The sequence below is a fragment of the Actinokineospora globicatena genome (assembly GCF_024171945.1).
GTDB classification, from domain to species: Bacteria; Actinomycetota; Actinomycetes; order Mycobacteriales; family Pseudonocardiaceae; genus Actinokineospora; species Actinokineospora globicatena.
The window spans coordinates 248,039-263,819 of record NZ_JAMTCR010000004.1 but is presented as its reverse complement, the minus strand read 5'-3'; the positions used below and the strand labels follow the sequence as shown (position 1 = coordinate 263,819).

Genomic DNA, 15,781 nt, shown 5'->3' with positions numbered 1-15,781 from the left:
GACCACCGGCGGAGTTCGTAGCGGCAGTATTCGCGGCCAGGGAATAGAACCGCGGCCTACTCGGATACGGTCGCGCAGTGGCCACCTACCCCGATCTCAGTCCATACGTGTACACGAACCGATTCGACGAAGACGACCCCGAGGCGGCACCGCCGGGAACGCTCAACGTCGGCTGGATCGGGCGCGAGCAGCCATTCCCCCAGGGACCGGCAGACCCCGAACTTGTGCACGCCCTGCTCCGGCTCTCGCTGACCCACCACGTGCGGCAGATGCGTGGGATGCACGGTTGCCCCTTCTGCCCGGCACACGACCATGTCCGAGTCCCCTTCGCGGAATCCCCCAAAGACTTCTGCCTCCTGGGCTCAGCCGAGATCCAGGTCGAAGGCGACGGAACGACCTACGCCGCGCCCAACCTGGTCGCGCACTACGTCGCCGACCACGGATACCAGCCACCCGCCGAGTTCGTGGCGGCAGTGCTCGCCCTGAAATGAGGACGTCATGCCCTTCCTCCCGGATCTGACGCCCAGCATGCACGGCGGAGCTGAGACCGTGGGATGGCTCGGGACCGAGCAGCCATACCCGCAGGGACCGCCCGATCAGGAACTCGCACAAGCCCTGCTGCGACTGGCATCCACCCACCGGGTGCGGCAGACGCGTGGGTCTCACCAGTGTCCTTTCTGCACGGCCTCCTTCAACGACCTCGGCTTGGGCTCGGCCGAGATCCAGGTCAAGGCCAGCGATGGAACCGTCTACGCCGCGCCGGACTTGATCGCCCACTACGTCGCCGAACACGGGTATCAACCGCCGGCCAGGTTCGTGGCGGCAGTGTTGGCGGCTGCGGAGTAGCCCGCCGCTGCGGACGCGGTCTCGTGAGGGGTCGACTCACCTGAACCGAAGCGGCGTTAGCGGGTGGCGCCGACTACGGCCCAGCGGCCGGAGCGGAGGCGGGTGAGGAGGGTGATGAGGCGTAGGAGGATGAAGAGGGTCAGGCCGGTCCAGATGCCTGCCAGGCCCCAGTCGAAGGCCAGGGAGAGCCAGATCAGGGGGAGGAAGCCGATCAGGGCGCTGGTCAGGGTGGCGGTGCGGAGGTAGGCGATGTCGCCCGCGCCGAAGAGGACGCCGTCCAGGGCGAAGACGATGCCCGCGACGGGTTGCATGGCGACGAAGAACCACCAGGCGTGCGGGATTTCCGATAGTACGACGGGGTCCATGGTGAACACGCGTGGGAGCACATGGGACAGTCCCGCGAAGACGATGCCGAGTGCGATGCCGAAAACCAGGCCGTAGCGGGCGAACTGGCCGCTGAGGTCACGCGCCCGCTTGGCCTGCCCAGCGCCGAGTGCCGCCCCGACAAGCGCTTGCGCGGCGATGGCCAGCGAGTCGAGCACCAGCGCCAGGAACGTCCACAACTGGAGAACAACCTGGTGCGCGCCGACCGCGCCGACCGAGGTCCTGGCGGCGACGGCGGCGGCCGAGAGGAAGCAGGCCTGCATCGCCAGGCTGCGCAGGATGAAGTCCCGGCCCAGCTTGAGCTGCGCCCAGATCACCCGAGGACGCGGTGCCCGCGCGTGGCCCCGCAGCGCGACCAGGAACAGCACCGCCGCGATGGACTGCCCGATGACGTTGGCGACCGCCGAGCCGTCCAGGCCCCAGTCGAGCCCGTGCACGAACGTCGGGCACAGCACGAGCGAGACCCCGTTGCCCGCCAGCACGAACCCCAACGGCCGCCGGGTGTCCTGGACGCCGCGCATCCAGCCGTTGCCCGCCAGGGTGATCAGCACCATCGGCACCCCGAGGACCGCGATCCGCAACCACCCCTCGGCCGCGTCCGCCACCGCGCCGGACCCCGCCAACGCGCGCGCGACCGGCCCCGCCACCACTTGACCGATCCCGACGAGCAGCAGTCCCAGCCCGATCGCCAACCACGTCGCCTGCACGCCCTCGGCGACCGCGTCCGCCCGCCGCCCGGCCCCGTGCAACCGGGCAGCCCGCGCGGTGGTGCCGTAGGACAGGAACGTCAGCTGGGTGGACAGTTGCGCCAGGACGACCGCGCCGATCCCGAGCGCGCCCAACTCGACACCGCCGAGGTGCCCCACGACCGCCGTGTCCACCAGCAGGTACAGCGGCTCGGCGGCGAGCACCGGCAACGCCGGTACCGCCAACCCGAGGATCTGTCGCAACGAGGCCGAGTCCATTCCGCGCACCACGCACCACCTCGTCCCGCCCCGGCGCCGTTCCCGACCTGGCACATCGGCATCAGCTTGGCCGCTCAGTCCACCCATCGGACAATACGCAGCGGGACCCCGCGCCGCCTGCCTGAGGACGACAACAGGGGTCGGTCCGTAGGGGGCGGCACCGTGTGACGTCGCGCTCGTGGCAGGCCGGTGATCATCGGGGCTAGCGTGGTGGCAGGGCAACTGCTGGGGGTGCGGATGCTGGTGCGGTGGCCGGATCGGGCAGGCTTGGGCTACGTCGGCGTGCAGGTCGCGGCGGTGTGGGGGTTGTTCGGCGGGATACCGGTCGACGCGGGCCGGGCGGACTACGCGGCCTACGGGGCGTTCGCACTCGCGGCGGTGCCGGCCGCGCTCATCGCGGGGCTGATGGTGTACCACTCGTTGGGCGCCAGGGTTCCGTGGCACGGGTTCACGGTCTGGTGGTTCGTGCTGTTCGGCGTGTGGCACGCCTACGGCGTCTTCGCCCTCCTGACCGGACGCGACAGTGCCGTCCTGTTCTGGATCACATTCACCTTCTCCGACACCGGCAACCACATCGCCGCGGTGGCCTACCAGATCGCGATGACCGCGGGCGCCGTGGTGCTGCTCATCGGCGACCGCAAGCGAGCGAGAACGGTGACTGCCAAGTCACAGTGACCGCGGCGTCACCGGATGGATACCGTTGCGGGCATGGGGGATGACGACAGAGCAGGCGACAAGGACCGCCAAGGGACCACGGTGGCCCACACCGCGGACGACAGTTCACCGCTGCGGTTCCCCCCGGCCCCGGAACCACCGCCGTACGCGGCCCCGGCTCGGAGCGGGACGTCACGGCCGCTGCTGAGCGTCGTCGCGATCGCCTGCGCGGCGGCGCAGATCGTGGTGGGCATGGGCACGTTCAGCGCCAACTACACCGAGATCGACAGGTTCTGGCTGACGATCCTGGCCGCGGTGATCGCCCTGTCCTTGCCGTTCAACCTGATCTCGATCGGCCTGCTGTGGAAATCACTCGTCGACGCGGAACCCTGGAACGGCTGCGTCACCGTGTTCTTCGCGGTGTTCGCCTGCTGGCACGGGTACGCCTCGGTCGAGCTCGTCCGCGCGGGTCCCGACGTGTTCCTGTCGGCGTTCCGGGAGCACTGGGCCTCCGTCGCCTACCAGGCGGGGATGACCGCCGTGTGCCTGGTGTTGTTCCTCGCCAACCTGGCTACTTTGCGGTCCGCCAGAACTTGACCTGCTTGTCGGCCACCGCATCGATGAAGTCGGCGGCGGAGATGTTGCCGCGCAGCAAGCTGTCCGTCAGCGGGTAGAGCACGGTCTCGACCCACCGGCCGCCCGCGACCGCGTTGACGCCGTCGAGGTAGAGGGCCTGCTCGACCGCCGGATCGGTCAAGCCTGCGCGAATGTCCTTCTGGGACTCCGGCACGGGCAGGTCGGCCCGCGGGGTGAGGTTGTCCGCGACCGCCGGGACGCCCGAGAGGATGTCCTTGTTCAGCACGTAGGCGATGAACGCCTTGGCCGCGCCCGGGTTCTTGGCCTTGGCGGCGACCGCGAAGCCCACCGGGACGCGTTCGGCGACGGTGTGGGTGGCGGCGGGCGGCTGGGGGAAGGGGAACGACGCGAGGCTTACTGTGCGGTCGTCGCCCTTCTTCGCCAGGTATTCCTTGGTCTCGCTGGGGACCCAGCCGGGCAGGGACAGGTACGCCGCCTCGCCGGTGGCCCAGCGGTGCTGCAGGGTCGGGTACTTGGCGGAGTCCCAGCCGGGGATCAGGTAGCGGCCCGTGGCGATCTTCTCGACGAACTCGGCCGCCTGGTAGAGGCCGACGTCGTTGCGCCACACGTCACCGGTCTTGTCCTGGGCGGCCCTCGTCAGGCCGCCCGCGCCGAGGTAGCGCACCGCGGCCTGGGTGAACAGGGCCGCGTTGGACGTGCTGCGGTCGCCGTCCTGGGCGAGGGCGGCGATACCGGTGGACTTGGCGTTGTCGAACAACTGGAACAACTCGTCAGTCGTCTTCGGCGCGACCACGCGACCCGCGACCGTGCGGTCGTACCACCAAGCGGACCCGAAGACCACGTACGGGATCTCGAAGATCTTGCCGTCCGGTCCCTTGTTCTGCGGGAAGTCGTAGGAGGCGACCGGGAGCACGTCGCGCACCTTCAGGTCGCCCTCGCCCACCCGGTAGTCGAGCACGTCCTCCACCGGTTGCGTGCCGCCCGCCGACACCACGGACGCCATGACCTGGCTGACGTCCTGGTCGAACAGGTCCGGCACGGTGCCGGTGTTCAACGCGGGCGCGACGTTTCGGGTGAGCAGGTCACGGCCGAGCCACAGCACGTTGACCTTGACGCCGGTCTTGTCGGTGAAGCAGCGGATCGCCTTGCTCAGCACGCGGCCCTGCGGCTCGTCGGCGTTCCACATCGACCAGTAGGTGAACTCCTTGTCCCCGTTGGGCCGGATGCCCGCGTCGGGGCACTGCGCGACGAGGAACGCGTCGGCGCCCTGGGGCGCGCCGACGCCGGGATCCGCCACCTCACCCCCCGCCCCGCACCCCGCGAGAGCCAGCGCGGACGCGAGCGCGAGCAGTGTGAGCCTGGTCGACCGCATGACCACCACCTGATCGAGTTGCACAACACCGGTGGCGCCCGTCCCGACCCACACGCCCGGTAGCGAATGGTTTATACCATCAGTCCATCACGTGACGGGGCGGAAACGTCGAGAAGTCGCGCGCGGGTTTTCCCAGCGATCACAGCCGGTCCGCGCGCGGTCACCGACCGGTCCGATGTGGACTAGGCGAAGGCCCCCTTGATGAGCACCAGCACGTCCTCGGCCGACCCCTCGGCGGGGAACCCGGCGGCGAGCCGGTGACCCCCGCCACCCAGCGACGCCGCGACCGCGCGCACATCGGTGTCACCCACCGCGCGCAGCGACACCGACCAGCGCCCCGGCGTGATCTCCTTGGCCACGGCGGCGACCTCGGCCTCGTCGACCACCCTGATCAGGTCGACCACGCTGTCGGCGTCCTCGGGCTCCAGGCCCTCCAGGTCGGTGAGCGACACCACGGTGACCACCAGCCCGCGCCCGCCGACCGCGTCGGGCACCAGCTGCGCGCGCGACAACGCGGTGGACACCAGCCGCAGCCAGCCGTACGGGCGCGAATCCATCAGCTCCCTGGCCACCTCGGTCGGGTCGGCCCCGGCGGCCAGCAGCCTGCCCGCCAGCGCGTGCGTCTCGGGCGTGGCCCGGCGGAACGACCCGGTGTCGCCGATCAGCCCGGCGTAGAGGCAGCGCGCGATCTCCGGGGTGAGCGCGATGTCGAGCTCGTCGAGCAACGAGAGCACCAACACGACCGTCGCGGGCGCGGACTCGTCGATGACGTGGTCGGTGCCGAACCGGGTGTTGGCCACGTGGTGGTCCACGACCAGGACGCGTCCACCAGCGGAGACGGTCGCGGGGACGCGGTCGACCAGGACGCCGAGCCGCTGTTCGCTGGCGCAGTCCAACGCGACCAGCAGCGGCGGCGCGGCGGGCACCTCGGCGGCGGGCACGACCAAGCCGACCGGGTCGAGCGAGCGCAGCGACCGGGGCACGTCGGCGGGGAAGCCGAACGACACCCGGACCGCGACCCCGCGCGAGCGCAGCCCCAGGCCGAGCGCGAGCGCGCTGCCCAGGGCGTCGGCGTCCGGGCTGACGTGCGCGAGCAGCGTCACCTCGGTCGCGGTGCGGAGCAGGTCAGCGGCGGCGGCCAGGTCGGCGGCAAGATCGGTTCCCACCGGACCCAGGGTTCCCGCGTCCGGCCACGCTGTCCAGTCGGGTCACCGGCTGGACGGGCGTCAGGGCGTTTTCTTGCCGAGCGAGTCACCGACGAAGCGCAGCACCTCGGGCAGGATCTTCTTCCAGTAGAGCGTCGTGTGGTCGCCCGCGCCGAAGGTCGCCGGGTTGGCCTTGGTGCGTTGGGCCAGCTCACGGGCGGCGGGCAGCAGCGGGTCGTCGGTGCCGCACCAGACCGCGAACGGCAGGCCCGCGACGGCGGTGAGGTGCCGCAGCGGCTCCGAGCGCTCCCACTGGGCCTCGTCGGTGTAGCCGCCGAAGCGCTCCGCGTCGCGCCACGAGGTGAACACCGCCGGGCTCAGCGCCGTGAGCAGCGCGAGCCCCGGGGTGCGGGCGTACTCGAAGGCGCCGACCGCGCCGCTGGAGATGCCGAGCACCGAGAACGGCGTCGCGGCCAACTCGGCGCGGCTGAGCCAGTCCGGCAGCTCCTCGGCCAGCATCTTCTGCGGCGCGCCGAGCCAGCTCGCGGTGCCGCCGTCGACCGCGACCACGGCGAAGGGCCTGGTGCCCGCGCGGACGGTGGCGGTCAGCAGCGGCGGCAGGCCGATCTCGACGAACTGGTTGGCGTCGGTGCCCTCGCCGTGCAGCGCCAGGCAGACCGGGAGCGGACCGGCGACCTCGCGCGGGCGCATCACGATCATCTTGACGTCGCCGATCGACGAGCGCCAGATCAGGTTGCTCACCGAGGTCGAGTCGACCGGGGGCTGGCTGCTGGGCAGCGGTGCCGGGGGCGCCGCGGCGGGCGGCTGCTCGCGGGCACCGCACCCGGCGGCCGCCGCGGCGGCGGCGAGCAGGAACCCGCGTCTGGTCCAACGTCCGTCCACTGTGGAACTCCCGTGGTGGGATGATCGGGTGGTCAGCACCGGCCGCGGTGGCACCGGGTGGGCGCCCCGACGCGATCGGCCACCACCGGGCGAGTGCGGAACAATAGGTCTACACCACTCGGATCAGATGTGCGAGCCTATGAACGACAACGCCTCGGGCATCGTGGTGACCCAGAAGTCGGCGTCGTGGCCCCCGGGCCCCGTCCTGGCCACGGCGGGTCGCGCCGTATCGATGAGGCGGTTCGCCGAGGGCAGCAGCGGATCGGCTGTGCCGCACCATACACCGAGCTCCACGTCCGCGAGGGCATCGATGTGACGAAGCGGCTCGGTCTGCTCCCACTGCGCGCGGCTGGTGAACACGTTGCGGGCGCGCGCGTCGGTCCAGGACGTGAAGAGCGCGGGACTCAGGACGGCGGCGGCGCGGACGTCGTGGCGGTGGTCGCGGACGTAGTTGAGCGCGCCGTAACCACCCATGGACACCCCGAGCACGGCGAACGGGCGCGGGTTGAGGCCCAGCTCACCCAACCACCCGGGTAACTCGTCGGCGAGCATCGCGGGCGGGTCGTCGGCGGGCGAGGTCCGCTGCCAGTAGGTCGCGTCACCCCCGTCCACGGCCACGACGGCGAACGCGGCGGCCGCGCTGAGCTGATCACCGACCCCGAGCTCGGCGAACACCCTGGCCCTGGCACCCCGCCCGTGCAGCGCGAGGCACACCGGCAACACCCCCGGCGCCACCCCGTCCGGCCGGAACGCCACCACCTCGACATCCCGGTTGCGCGCCTTCGACCGCACCGTCCGGACCTCCACCAACTTCGGCGGCGGCGCGGTGCTCGTCGGCCCGACACTGACCGGGATCGGCGTCCTGGCATCACTGGGCGCGGGCTTCTCGTCCTCCCGCAACGCCCAAGCCCCGAACATCCCCAGCCCAACAGCCGACGCCACACCCCCCACCGATGCCGCAATCACCCGACGGCGGGACAAGCCAGCCATGCACTCCCCGAACAGCGGTACCCAGATACGCCCCGACGACCCTCTGCGTCACCAATCCTTCCGCCAATCGCCCGTTCGCGCTAGTACCGGCTGCACTGTGGTGTCACCCACGGCCCCACGCAGGACCGTGGGTGACACCGAACTCACACCCGCTCGCCCCGGACCGGAACGGGAGCCACCAGGCGAATGAGGTGCCGGACTTCCTGCTGGCGGTGGAGGTAGGAATCCATATGACCTGCGGCCACACTCTTTCGCCGCATCAGGTCCCGCGCGGGAGCGGAAACGAGGGCTAGATACCGAAGGGGGCTGGGTACTGGACGAGGCCCGTGGGGGTTGGGCGCGCGGGGTCCAGGACTAGGGCCAGGAAGGCCTCGTCGGGCACCTCGAAGGGAGCCCGGATGCCGAGGCGGGAGGCCGGGGTGAAGCCGAAGCGGGGGTAGTAGTCGGCGTGGCCCAGGACGATGACGAGGTTTTCGGGCTGGGTGCGGGCGGCGGCCAGACAGGCTTGGATGGCGGCGGTGCCTGCGCCGGTTCGTTGGTGGGTCGGGTGGACTGAGCACGGGGCCAGGGCGAGAGCCGGGGTGCCGTCGACGTGGCAGCGGGTCAGGAGGGCGTGGCCGACGACCGTGTCGGTGGGGTCGACGGTGACGAGGGAGAGGCCGTCGATCCAGGCCGCGGGGTCGGCGCGCAGGGCGTCGACCAGGTCGGCCTCGTCCGCCGTGGGGAAGGCGGCCACGGTGATGGCGTGGATCGCCGCGACGTCGGAGGGGGTTTCCGGGCGCGTGGACCACATGGACGGACTAGTCCTCGTCGTCTTCGTCGTCTTCGTCGTCCTCGCGAGGGGCGCGGTACGGGTCGGGCTCACCGGCGTAGGTGGCACCGGAGGCGCGGGCGGCGACCTCGGCGTCGGCGGCGCGGGCGCGGGCCAGCAGGTCGTCGATGCGGCGGGCGTCGTCCGGGACGGTGTCGGCGATGAAGGTCAGCGTCGGGGTGAAGCGGACACCGGTGCCTTGGCCGACCAGGGTGCGCAGGACGCCGGTGGCGCTGTCGAGCGCGGCCTTGGCGCCCGCGTGGTCGGGAACGGCGTCGAGGTTGTCGCCGAGGACCGTGTAGTAGACCGTGGCGTCGTGCAGGTCGGCGGTCACCTTGGCGTCGGTGATGGTGACCCGGGCCAGCCGGGGGTCCTTCACCTCGTGCTCCAGGGCCGAGGCCACGATCTGCGAGATGCGCTTGGCGAGCTTGCGCGCGCGGGGTGCGTCAGCCACGACGCTCCTTCTTTCGGGGTTGTTCGGTGATCAGTGTCTAGTCGTCCGGACCGAGCAGCCTGCGCCGGGCCGAGAGCAGTTCCAGCTCCGGGCGGCCCGCCACCAGCCGTTCGCAGGCGTCGAGGACGTCGGAGATGTGCGCGGCGTCGGCGGCGACCGCCGAGACACCGAGCAGGGCGCGCCGGTGCAGGTCGAGGTGACCCGCCTCGGCGACCGCCACGTCGAACCGCTTGCGCAGCTCGGCCAGCACGGGCCGGACCGCGGAGCGCTTCTGCTTGAGCGAGTGGACGTCCCCGAGCAGGACGTCGAGTTCCAGGGCACCGACGTACACCAGGCATCACCGGAGGGGCTGAGTAGGGAACCCCGGGGGCCGGACCGACCGGCCCCCGGGGCGTTACCGCTTACGTGCGCGGCTTCTCGCGCATCTCGTAGGTCTCGATGATGTCCTCGACCTGGAGATCGCTGTAGGAGCCGAGCGTCAGACCGCACTCGAAGCCCTCGCGGACCTCGACGGCGTCGTCCTTGAACCGGCGCAGCGAGCTGACCGGCAGGCCCTCCTGGATGACCGCCCCGTTGCGGATGAGCCGGGCCTTGGAGTTGCGCCGGATCTCACCCGAGGTGACCATGCAGCCCGCGATCGTACCGACCTTGGAGGACTTGAAGACGTCGCGGATCTCGGCGCGGCCGAGCTCCACCTCCTCGTAGATCGGCTTGAGCATGCCCTTGAGGGCCGCCTCGATCTCGTCGATGGCCTGGTAGATCACCGAGTAGTAGCGGACATCGATGCCCTCGCGGTTGGCCAGCTCGGTGGCCTTGCCCTCGGCGCGGACGTTGAAGCCGATCACGATGATGTTGTCCGCGATGGCCAGGTTGATGTCGCCCTCGGTGATCGAGCCGACGCCGCGGTGGATGACCCGCAGCTCGACCTCGTCGCCGACGTCGATCTTCGTGAGCGCATCCTCGAGTGCCTCGACGGTACCCGAGTTGTCGCCCTTGATGATCAGGTTGAGCTGGCTGGTCTCCTTGAGCGCCGCGTCCAGGTCCTCCAGGCTGATGCGCTTGCGCTTCTGCGCGTTCTGCGCGGCCCGGTTCCTGGCTGCCCGCCGCTCGGCGATCTGGCGCGCCGTGCGGTCCTCCTCGACCACGAGGAAGGTGTCGCCCGCGCCGGGCACCGAGGTGAACCCGATGACCTGGACCGGACGGGACGGGGTCGCCTCGAGGATGTCCTCGTTGAACTCGTCGACCATGCGCCGGACGCGACCGTAGGCGTCGCCCGCCACGATCGAGTCGCCGACGCGCAGGGTGCCGCGCTGCACGAGGACGGTGGCCACCGGGCCGCGGCCGCGGTCGAGGTGGGCCTCGATCGCCACGCCCTGGGCCTCCATGTCCGGGTTCGCCCGCAGGTCGAGCGCCGCGTCGGCGGTCAACAGGATCGCCTCGAGCAGGCTCTCGATGTTGGTGCCCTGCTTGGCCGAGATGTCGACGAACATGGTGTCGCCGCCGTACTCCTCGGCGACCAGCCCGTACTCGGTCAGCTGCTGGCGGATCTTCTGCGGGTTGGCGCCTTCCTTGTCGATCTTGTTCACCGCGACCACGATCGGCACGGCGGCCGCCTGGGCATGGTTGATCGCCTCGACCGTCTGCGGCATCACGCCGTCATCGGCGGCGACCACGATCACCGCGATGTCGGTGGCCTGGGCGCCACGGGCACGCATGGCGGTGAACGCCTCGTGACCGGGGGTGTCGATGAAGGTGATGAGCCGCTCGCGGTCCTCGAGCGAGGTCGCGACCTGGTAGGCGCCGATGTGCTGGGTGATGCCACCGGCCTCGCCCTCGTGCACCGTCGTCTTGCGGATGGTGTCGAGCAGGCGGGTCTTACCGTGGTCGACGTGGCCCATGACGGTCACGACCGGCGGGCGGGCCTGCAGGTCGTCCTCGTCGCCGGCGTCCTCGCCGTAGCTGATCTTGAACGAGTCGAGCAGCTCGCGGTCCTCCTCCTCGGGGGACACGACCTGCACGGTGTAGTTCATCTCGGAGCCGAGCAGCTCCAGGACCTCGTCGGAGACCGACTGGGTCGCGGTGACCATCTCACCGAGGTGGAACAACACCTGCACCAGCGAGGCCGGGTTGGCGTTGATCTTGTCGGCGAAGTCGGTCAGCGAGGCGCCGCGGGCGAGCCGGATGACCTCACCACTGCCCTTGGGCAGCCGGACACCACCGACGCTGGGCGCCTGCATGTTGTCCATGTACTCCTGGCGCTTCTGGCGCTTGGACTTGCGGCCGCGCCGCGACGGCCCACCGGGCCGACCGAACGCGCCAGCCGCGCCACCGCGACCACCGGCACCGGGACGGCCACCGCCGCCACCGGGGCGGAAGCCACCGCCACCACCGGCCGGAGCACCGCCACCGCCACCACCGGGACCGCCGCGGAAGCCACCGCCACCGCCGCCGCCACCACCGGGGCGGAAGCCGCTACCAGCGCCGCCGCCACCACCGGGACCGCCACGAGGACCACCGGGTCCACCGCGGAAGCCACCGCCGCCAGCGCCACCACCGGGGCCACCACGGGCTCCGCCGGGGCCGCCACCGGGACCACCGCGACCGCCACCCGCGGGGCGGGCGGGGCGGGGCGGCATCATGCCGGGGTTGGGCCTGGGGGGCATGTTGCCCGGGTTCGGGCCGCCTGCCGGGCGGGGGCCAGCCGGGCGGTCGCCGCGGGGGCCACCAGCCGGGCGGTCGCCACCGGGACGCGGCGGCCGGTCGCCACCAGGGGCACCGCCACCGGCGGGCCGGTCACCACCGGGCCGGGGAGCACCCGGCCTGGGCGCCGGGGCACCGCCGCCGACACCGAACGGGTTGTTGCCCGGTCGGGGCGCGCGCGGGCCCGGCTTGGGGGACTGGGTCCTCGGCGGCACCACGGAGCCACCCTGACCACCCTGCTGGGGCGGCGTCGACCGCTCCTGGCGCTGGGCGGGCTTGGGCGCCGCCGCGGGGGGCGTCGCGGGCGCGGCGGGCGGGGCCTGCGCGGCGGCAGCGGCCGGGGCCTGCTGCTCACGCACGGGCTCGGCCTGGCGCGGCGCGGGCTTGGGCCGCGGCGGGCCCGGGACGAAACCGGGCTTGGGGGGCGCGGTCTGCGCTTGGCCCTGAGTCGGGTTCGGGGTCCGCTCCGGAGTCGGCGCGGGTGCCGGTGCGCTCGGGGCGCTGCTCGCGGCCGCCGGTGCCTGCGCGGCGGGGGCGGTGCTCGCCTCCGGGCGCGGCGCCGGGGGGCGCGGTGCCGGCTTGGGGCCGGGTCGGGGGCCTGGCTTGGCCTCGCCCTTGCCCGGGTAGGCGTCCCGCAACCTGCGGGCCACTGGCGCCTCCACGGTGGAGGACGCCGACTTCACGAACTCGCCCAGGTCCTTCAACTTGGCGAGCACATCCTTGCTGGTGACTCCGAGCTCCTTCGCGAGCTCGTGCACACGGGCCTTGCCTGCCACTGCTCTCCTCGTCTGATGAGGCCGGCGGCAGTCCCGTCGACCTCGTCCTATCGTCGCGCGTTCATGTCTTCAGCTTCACGGCTGACTCATGACGGGTCGACCTGCTTCCTCTGTTCCACCACGGGGCGGGAGTATCCCGGTCCCGACACCGCCTGCGACCCGCTCGATCTCCGATCGCAGACCGGCCACGTCGAGCGTGCCCTGGACCCGCAGGGCCCTGGGGAACGCCCGCCGCTTCTCGGCCTTGGCCAGGCACCCCGGCTCGGGGTGCACCCACGCACCCCTGCCTGGTGCCCGTCGCCGTGGATCGGGCACGAGCGCCCCGTCCACGTGCACCACACGCAGCAGTTCCGCGTCCGACACCCGGGCCCGGCACCCCACGCACGTGCGCACGGGGCCAGGCCCCAGCTGGCGAGCGGAAACCGGTTCCTGATGACGAACCATGGGAAAGTCTATCTTGTCCTGCTCACTCGGCCGAACCGGATACCGGAGCGGCCTGCGCGCCCGCCGCGGCGTCGCTGCGGATGTCGATGCGCCACCCGGTCAACCGGGCGGCCAGCCGGGCGTTTTGCCCCTCTTTGCCGATCGCCAGCGACAGCTGGTAGTCCGGCACGACCACCCTGGCGGTCTTGGCGCGCTCATCCACGACCGTGACCGAGACCACCTTGGCGGGTGAGAGGGCGTTGCCGACGAAGGTCGCCGGGTCGTCGGCGTAGTCGATGATGTCGATCTTCTCACCGGCCAGCTCGCTCATCACGTTGCGCACGCGCGAACCGACCGGGCCGATGCACGCGCCCTTGGCGTTGACCCCGGGCACCGACGAGCGGACCGCTATCTTCGAGCGGTGCCCCGCCTCCCTCGCCACGGCCGGGATCTCCACGGTGCCGTCGGCGATCTCGGGCACCTCCAGCGCGAAGAGCCTGCGGACGAGGTTGGGGTGCGTGCGCGACAACGTGATCTGGGGTCCGCGTGTTCCCCGGGTGACGCCGACGACGTAGCACTTGATGCGGGTGCCGTGCTCGTAGTTCTCGCCGGGGACCTGCTCGACCGCGGGCAGCACGCCCTCGGTGTCGCCGACCTGCACGACCACCATGCCGCGCGCGTTGGCCCTGGTGTCGCGCTGCACGACGCCCGCGACGATCTCGCCCTCCTTGGCGGAGAACTCACCGAAGGTGCGCTCGTGCTCGGCGTCGCGCAGCCGCTGCAGGATGACCTGGCGGGCGGTGGTGGCCGCGATCCGGCCGAAGCCCTCGGGGGTGTCGTCCCACTCGTCCTCGACCTCGCCGTCGGCGCCGGTGGTGAAGGCGAGCACGCGCACCAGGCCGGTGCGCTTGTCGATGTCGATGCGGGCGTGCGCCTGGTGCCCCTCGGTGTGCTTGTAGGCGGTCAGCAGCGCCGTCTCGATGGCCTCGATGACCGTCTCGAACGGGATGTCCTTGTCCCGCTCGATCGCGCGCAGCGCCGCGATGTCCACGTTCATCGCGCGTCCTCCTCAGTACCGGACGCCCGACCCTCGAGCATCGCCAACTCCGCCACCGGCGGTTGCTTGAACTCCACCTCGACCACGGCGTGGGCGACCTCGTGGTAGCCGACCCGGCGCAGCGCGCCGCCGACGAGCAGCTGCACCCCGCCGTCGGTGTCCTCGTCGGCCGCGCCGACACGGCCGGTGAACTCGGTTCCCTCGACCGGGCGAACCTTCACCAGCCGCAGCCGTGCGCGCCGCCAGTGCCTCGGGCGGGTCAGCGGCCGGTCGACCCCGGGCGAGGTGACCTCGAGGGTGTAGGGGCCGCCGAGCACCGCGTCGTGCTCGTCGAGCACCGCGGCCACCGCGCGGCTGACCACCGCGACCTCGTCGAGACCGACGCCGTCGTCGCCGTCCACCACGACCCGCACCAGCCGCCTGCGGCCCGCTTGGGCCACGTCGAGCTGCTCGAGCTCGAACCCGGCCTCGGCGATGGCGCCCGCGACGACCGGCTCCAGCTCGGCCGTGATGGGATCGCCTTGTCCCTGGTTGGCCACGTTTGGCCGCTCCCTGTTCTGGTCGACGGTGCGATTGTCTGCCGGTCGGCGGTACCGTCCGCCGACCGTGGTCACCTAGCGTATCTCGCCGGTCCGGGGGCAGCCGCCGCAGGCGATCATCCCGGTTCCCCGACCGCCCGAGCGGGGGCCTGGCAGGATGACCCGCTGTGAGCGCCACCCCTCCCCTGACCCGCCGAGCCCTCCTGCTGGCGACCGCGGCGGCCGGGTTGGCCGCCTGCACGCCCGCCCCCGCGGCCCCGCCGCCACCCGATCCGCTGGCCGCGCTCGCCGCCCGGGCCCGTTCGGACGCCGCGTTGGCGAACGCGATCGCGACCGCGGTCCCGGCCCTGGCGGCCCCGGCGGCGCTGGTGGCCAAGTCCCGGGGTGAGCACGCCGAGTTGTTGCAGCGCGAGGTCGACCGGGAGCGCCCGCCCAAGCCCAGTTCGTCCGGGGCCTCCGCCGCGCCCACGACCACGCAGGCGCCGAGCGCGCCCACCGACCAGGCGGCCGCGGTGAAGGCGTTGACGGACGGGTTGACCAGCGCGCAGCGGGAGGCGATCGACGTGGTGGCCGGGGTGCCCAGGTACCGGGCGGGGATGGTCGGCTCGGTGGCCGCCGGGTGCGCGAGCCTGGTGGAGGTGCTGGCGTGACGCAGCCGACGCAGGACCCGGGCACTCAAGGCACGGAAGTCGTCTCTACCTCGGTGCCGCCGACACGGCCGCCGCTGGCGCAGGACACGGCGGGCGCGGTGCAGGCGGCGCTGGGCGCGGAGCACGCCGCGGTGTGGGTGTACGGGCTGGTGAGCGCGTTCCTGCCCGCGTCGTTCGACAAGGCGATCGGCGAGGGTGCGCAGGCGCACCGGTCGCGGCGCGACACGACGGAGCGGCTGATCGGCGCTTCGGGTGCCACACCCGCGCCAGCCGAGCCCGCGTACCTACCGCCGAAGCCGGTCACGAACCAGGCGTCGGCGCTGGAGTTGGTCGTGGGCGCGGAGCAGGACTGCACGGTCGCGTGGCGGGCGGTCTTGGAGCGGACCGACGACGCCGACGTACGCACTAACGCCGTGGCCGCGCTGACCGAGTCGGCCGTGCGCGCGACGCGGTGGCGCAAGGCAGCCGGGATCACCCCGATCACCCCCGCGCTACCTGGACAACCCTAGAACGGA

At 72.0% G+C, this 15,781-nt stretch carries 18 protein-coding genes; 6 read left to right on the top strand and 12 right to left on the bottom strand.

Annotated elements, in window-relative coordinates:
- Nucleotides 1-77: 77 nt before the first annotated feature.
- Together LV79_RS20125 and LV79_RS20120 are read left to right on the top strand one after the other, a co-directional pair.
- Nucleotides 78-491, top strand: a complete 414-nt coding sequence (locus LV79_RS20125; protein WP_253839070.1) for a DUF7919 family protein — start codon at nucleotides 78-80, stop codon at nucleotides 489-491.
- 7 nt (nucleotides 492-498) lie between these two features.
- A complete protein-coding gene (locus LV79_RS20120; protein WP_253839068.1) occupies nucleotides 499-846 on the top strand; it encodes a DUF7919 family protein in 348 nt (115 codons plus the stop codon).
- 56 nt (nucleotides 847-902) lie between these two features.
- On the opposite strand, the gene LV79_RS20115 is transcribed toward LV79_RS20120, so the two are convergent.
- Nucleotides 903-2,195, bottom strand: a complete 1,293-nt coding sequence (locus LV79_RS20115; protein WP_253840361.1) for an MATE family efflux transporter — start codon at nucleotides 2,193-2,195, stop codon at nucleotides 903-905.
- A 210-nt stretch (nucleotides 2,196-2,405) separates the two neighbouring features.
- Here LV79_RS20115 and LV79_RS20110 point away from each other — a divergent pair, with 210 nt between their 5' ends.
- Entirely contained in the window at nucleotides 2,406-2,870 is a 465-nt protein-coding gene (locus tag LV79_RS20110) for a hypothetical protein (protein ID WP_253839066.1), read from the top strand.
- 33 nt (nucleotides 2,871-2,903) lie between these two features.
- Nucleotides 2,904-3,446, top strand: a complete 543-nt coding sequence (locus tag LV79_RS20105) for a hypothetical protein (RefSeq protein WP_253839064.1) — start codon at nucleotides 2,904-2,906, stop codon at nucleotides 3,444-3,446.
- Here LV79_RS20105 and LV79_RS20100 read toward each other — a convergent pair.
- The 11 genes from LV79_RS20100 to rimP all read right to left on the bottom strand — a co-directional run bounded on the left by LV79_RS20100 (nucleotide 3,421) and on the right by rimP (nucleotide 14,616).
- On the bottom strand, nucleotides 3,421-4,818 hold the full coding sequence (locus LV79_RS20100) for an ABC transporter substrate-binding protein (RefSeq protein ID WP_253839061.1): 1,398 nt from the start codon (nucleotides 4,816-4,818) through the stop codon (nucleotides 3,421-3,423). The genes LV79_RS20105 and LV79_RS20100 overlap by 26 nt on opposite strands.
- A gap of 182 nt (nucleotides 4,819-5,000) precedes the next feature.
- Nucleotides 5,001-5,984 (bottom strand): DHH family phosphoesterase, encoded by a 984-nt coding sequence (locus LV79_RS20095; protein WP_253839053.1) that lies wholly within the window; start codon nucleotides 5,982-5,984, stop codon nucleotides 5,001-5,003.
- Between the two features lie 60 nt (nucleotides 5,985-6,044).
- Nucleotides 6,045-6,866 (bottom strand): alpha/beta hydrolase, encoded by an 822-nt coding sequence (locus tag LV79_RS20090; protein WP_253839051.1) that lies wholly within the window; start codon nucleotides 6,864-6,866, stop codon nucleotides 6,045-6,047.
- Nucleotides 6,867-6,989: 123 nt separating this feature from the next.
- On the bottom strand, nucleotides 6,990-7,808 hold the full coding sequence (locus tag LV79_RS20085) for an alpha/beta hydrolase (protein WP_253839049.1): 819 nt from the start codon (nucleotides 7,806-7,808) through the stop codon (nucleotides 6,990-6,992).
- A gap of 337 nt (nucleotides 7,809-8,145) precedes the next feature.
- The gene (locus LV79_RS20080; protein ID WP_253839047.1) at nucleotides 8,146-8,649 is read right to left on the bottom strand and encodes a GNAT family N-acetyltransferase; all 504 of its coding nucleotides are present in this window, start codon (nucleotides 8,647-8,649) and stop codon (nucleotides 8,146-8,148) included.
- A gap of 7 nt (nucleotides 8,650-8,656) precedes the next feature.
- Nucleotides 8,657-9,121, bottom strand: coding sequence for a 30S ribosome-binding factor RbfA (rbfA, locus tag LV79_RS20075; RefSeq protein WP_253839045.1), 465 nt, complete (start codon nucleotides 9,119-9,121; stop codon nucleotides 8,657-8,659).
- Between the two features lie 37 nt (nucleotides 9,122-9,158).
- Nucleotides 9,159-9,452: a DUF503 domain-containing protein gene (locus tag LV79_RS20070; RefSeq protein ID WP_253839036.1), complete on the bottom strand. Its 294-nt coding sequence runs from the start codon at nucleotides 9,450-9,452 to the stop codon at nucleotides 9,159-9,161.
- 70 nt (nucleotides 9,453-9,522) lie between these two features.
- Nucleotides 9,523-12,597: a translation initiation factor IF-2 gene (gene infB, locus LV79_RS20065; protein ID WP_253839034.1), complete on the bottom strand. Its 3,075-nt coding sequence runs from the start codon at nucleotides 12,595-12,597 to the stop codon at nucleotides 9,523-9,525.
- A 75-nt stretch (nucleotides 12,598-12,672) separates the two neighbouring features.
- Nucleotides 12,673-13,041 carry a YlxR family protein gene (locus tag LV79_RS20060; RefSeq protein ID WP_253839032.1) on the bottom strand — a complete coding sequence of 123 codons (369 nt, stop codon included), beginning with the start codon at nucleotides 13,039-13,041 and terminating at the stop codon, nucleotides 12,673-12,675.
- Between the two features lie 22 nt (nucleotides 13,042-13,063).
- Nucleotides 13,064-14,077, bottom strand: coding sequence for a transcription termination factor NusA (nusA, locus tag LV79_RS20055; RefSeq protein ID WP_253839029.1), 1,014 nt, complete (start codon nucleotides 14,075-14,077; stop codon nucleotides 13,064-13,066).
- Nucleotides 14,074-14,616 carry a ribosome maturation factor RimP gene (gene rimP / locus LV79_RS20050; RefSeq protein ID WP_253839027.1) on the bottom strand — a complete coding sequence of 181 codons (543 nt, stop codon included), beginning with the start codon at nucleotides 14,614-14,616 and terminating at the stop codon, nucleotides 14,074-14,076. The genes nusA and rimP overlap by 4 nt, the downstream gene beginning before the upstream one ends.
- Nucleotides 14,617-14,783: 167 nt before the next feature.
- On the opposite strand from rimP, the gene LV79_RS20045 reads away from it, so the two are divergent.
- Nucleotides 14,784-15,266, top strand: coding sequence for a hypothetical protein (locus LV79_RS20045; protein ID WP_253839025.1), 483 nt, complete (start codon nucleotides 14,784-14,786; stop codon nucleotides 15,264-15,266).
- On the top strand, nucleotides 15,263-15,775 hold the full coding sequence (locus LV79_RS20040) for a ferritin-like domain-containing protein (protein WP_253839023.1): 513 nt from the start codon (nucleotides 15,263-15,265) through the stop codon (nucleotides 15,773-15,775). Before LV79_RS20045 ends, LV79_RS20040 begins: the two co-directional genes overlap by 4 nt.
- Nucleotides 15,776-15,781 lie beyond the last annotated feature (6 nt).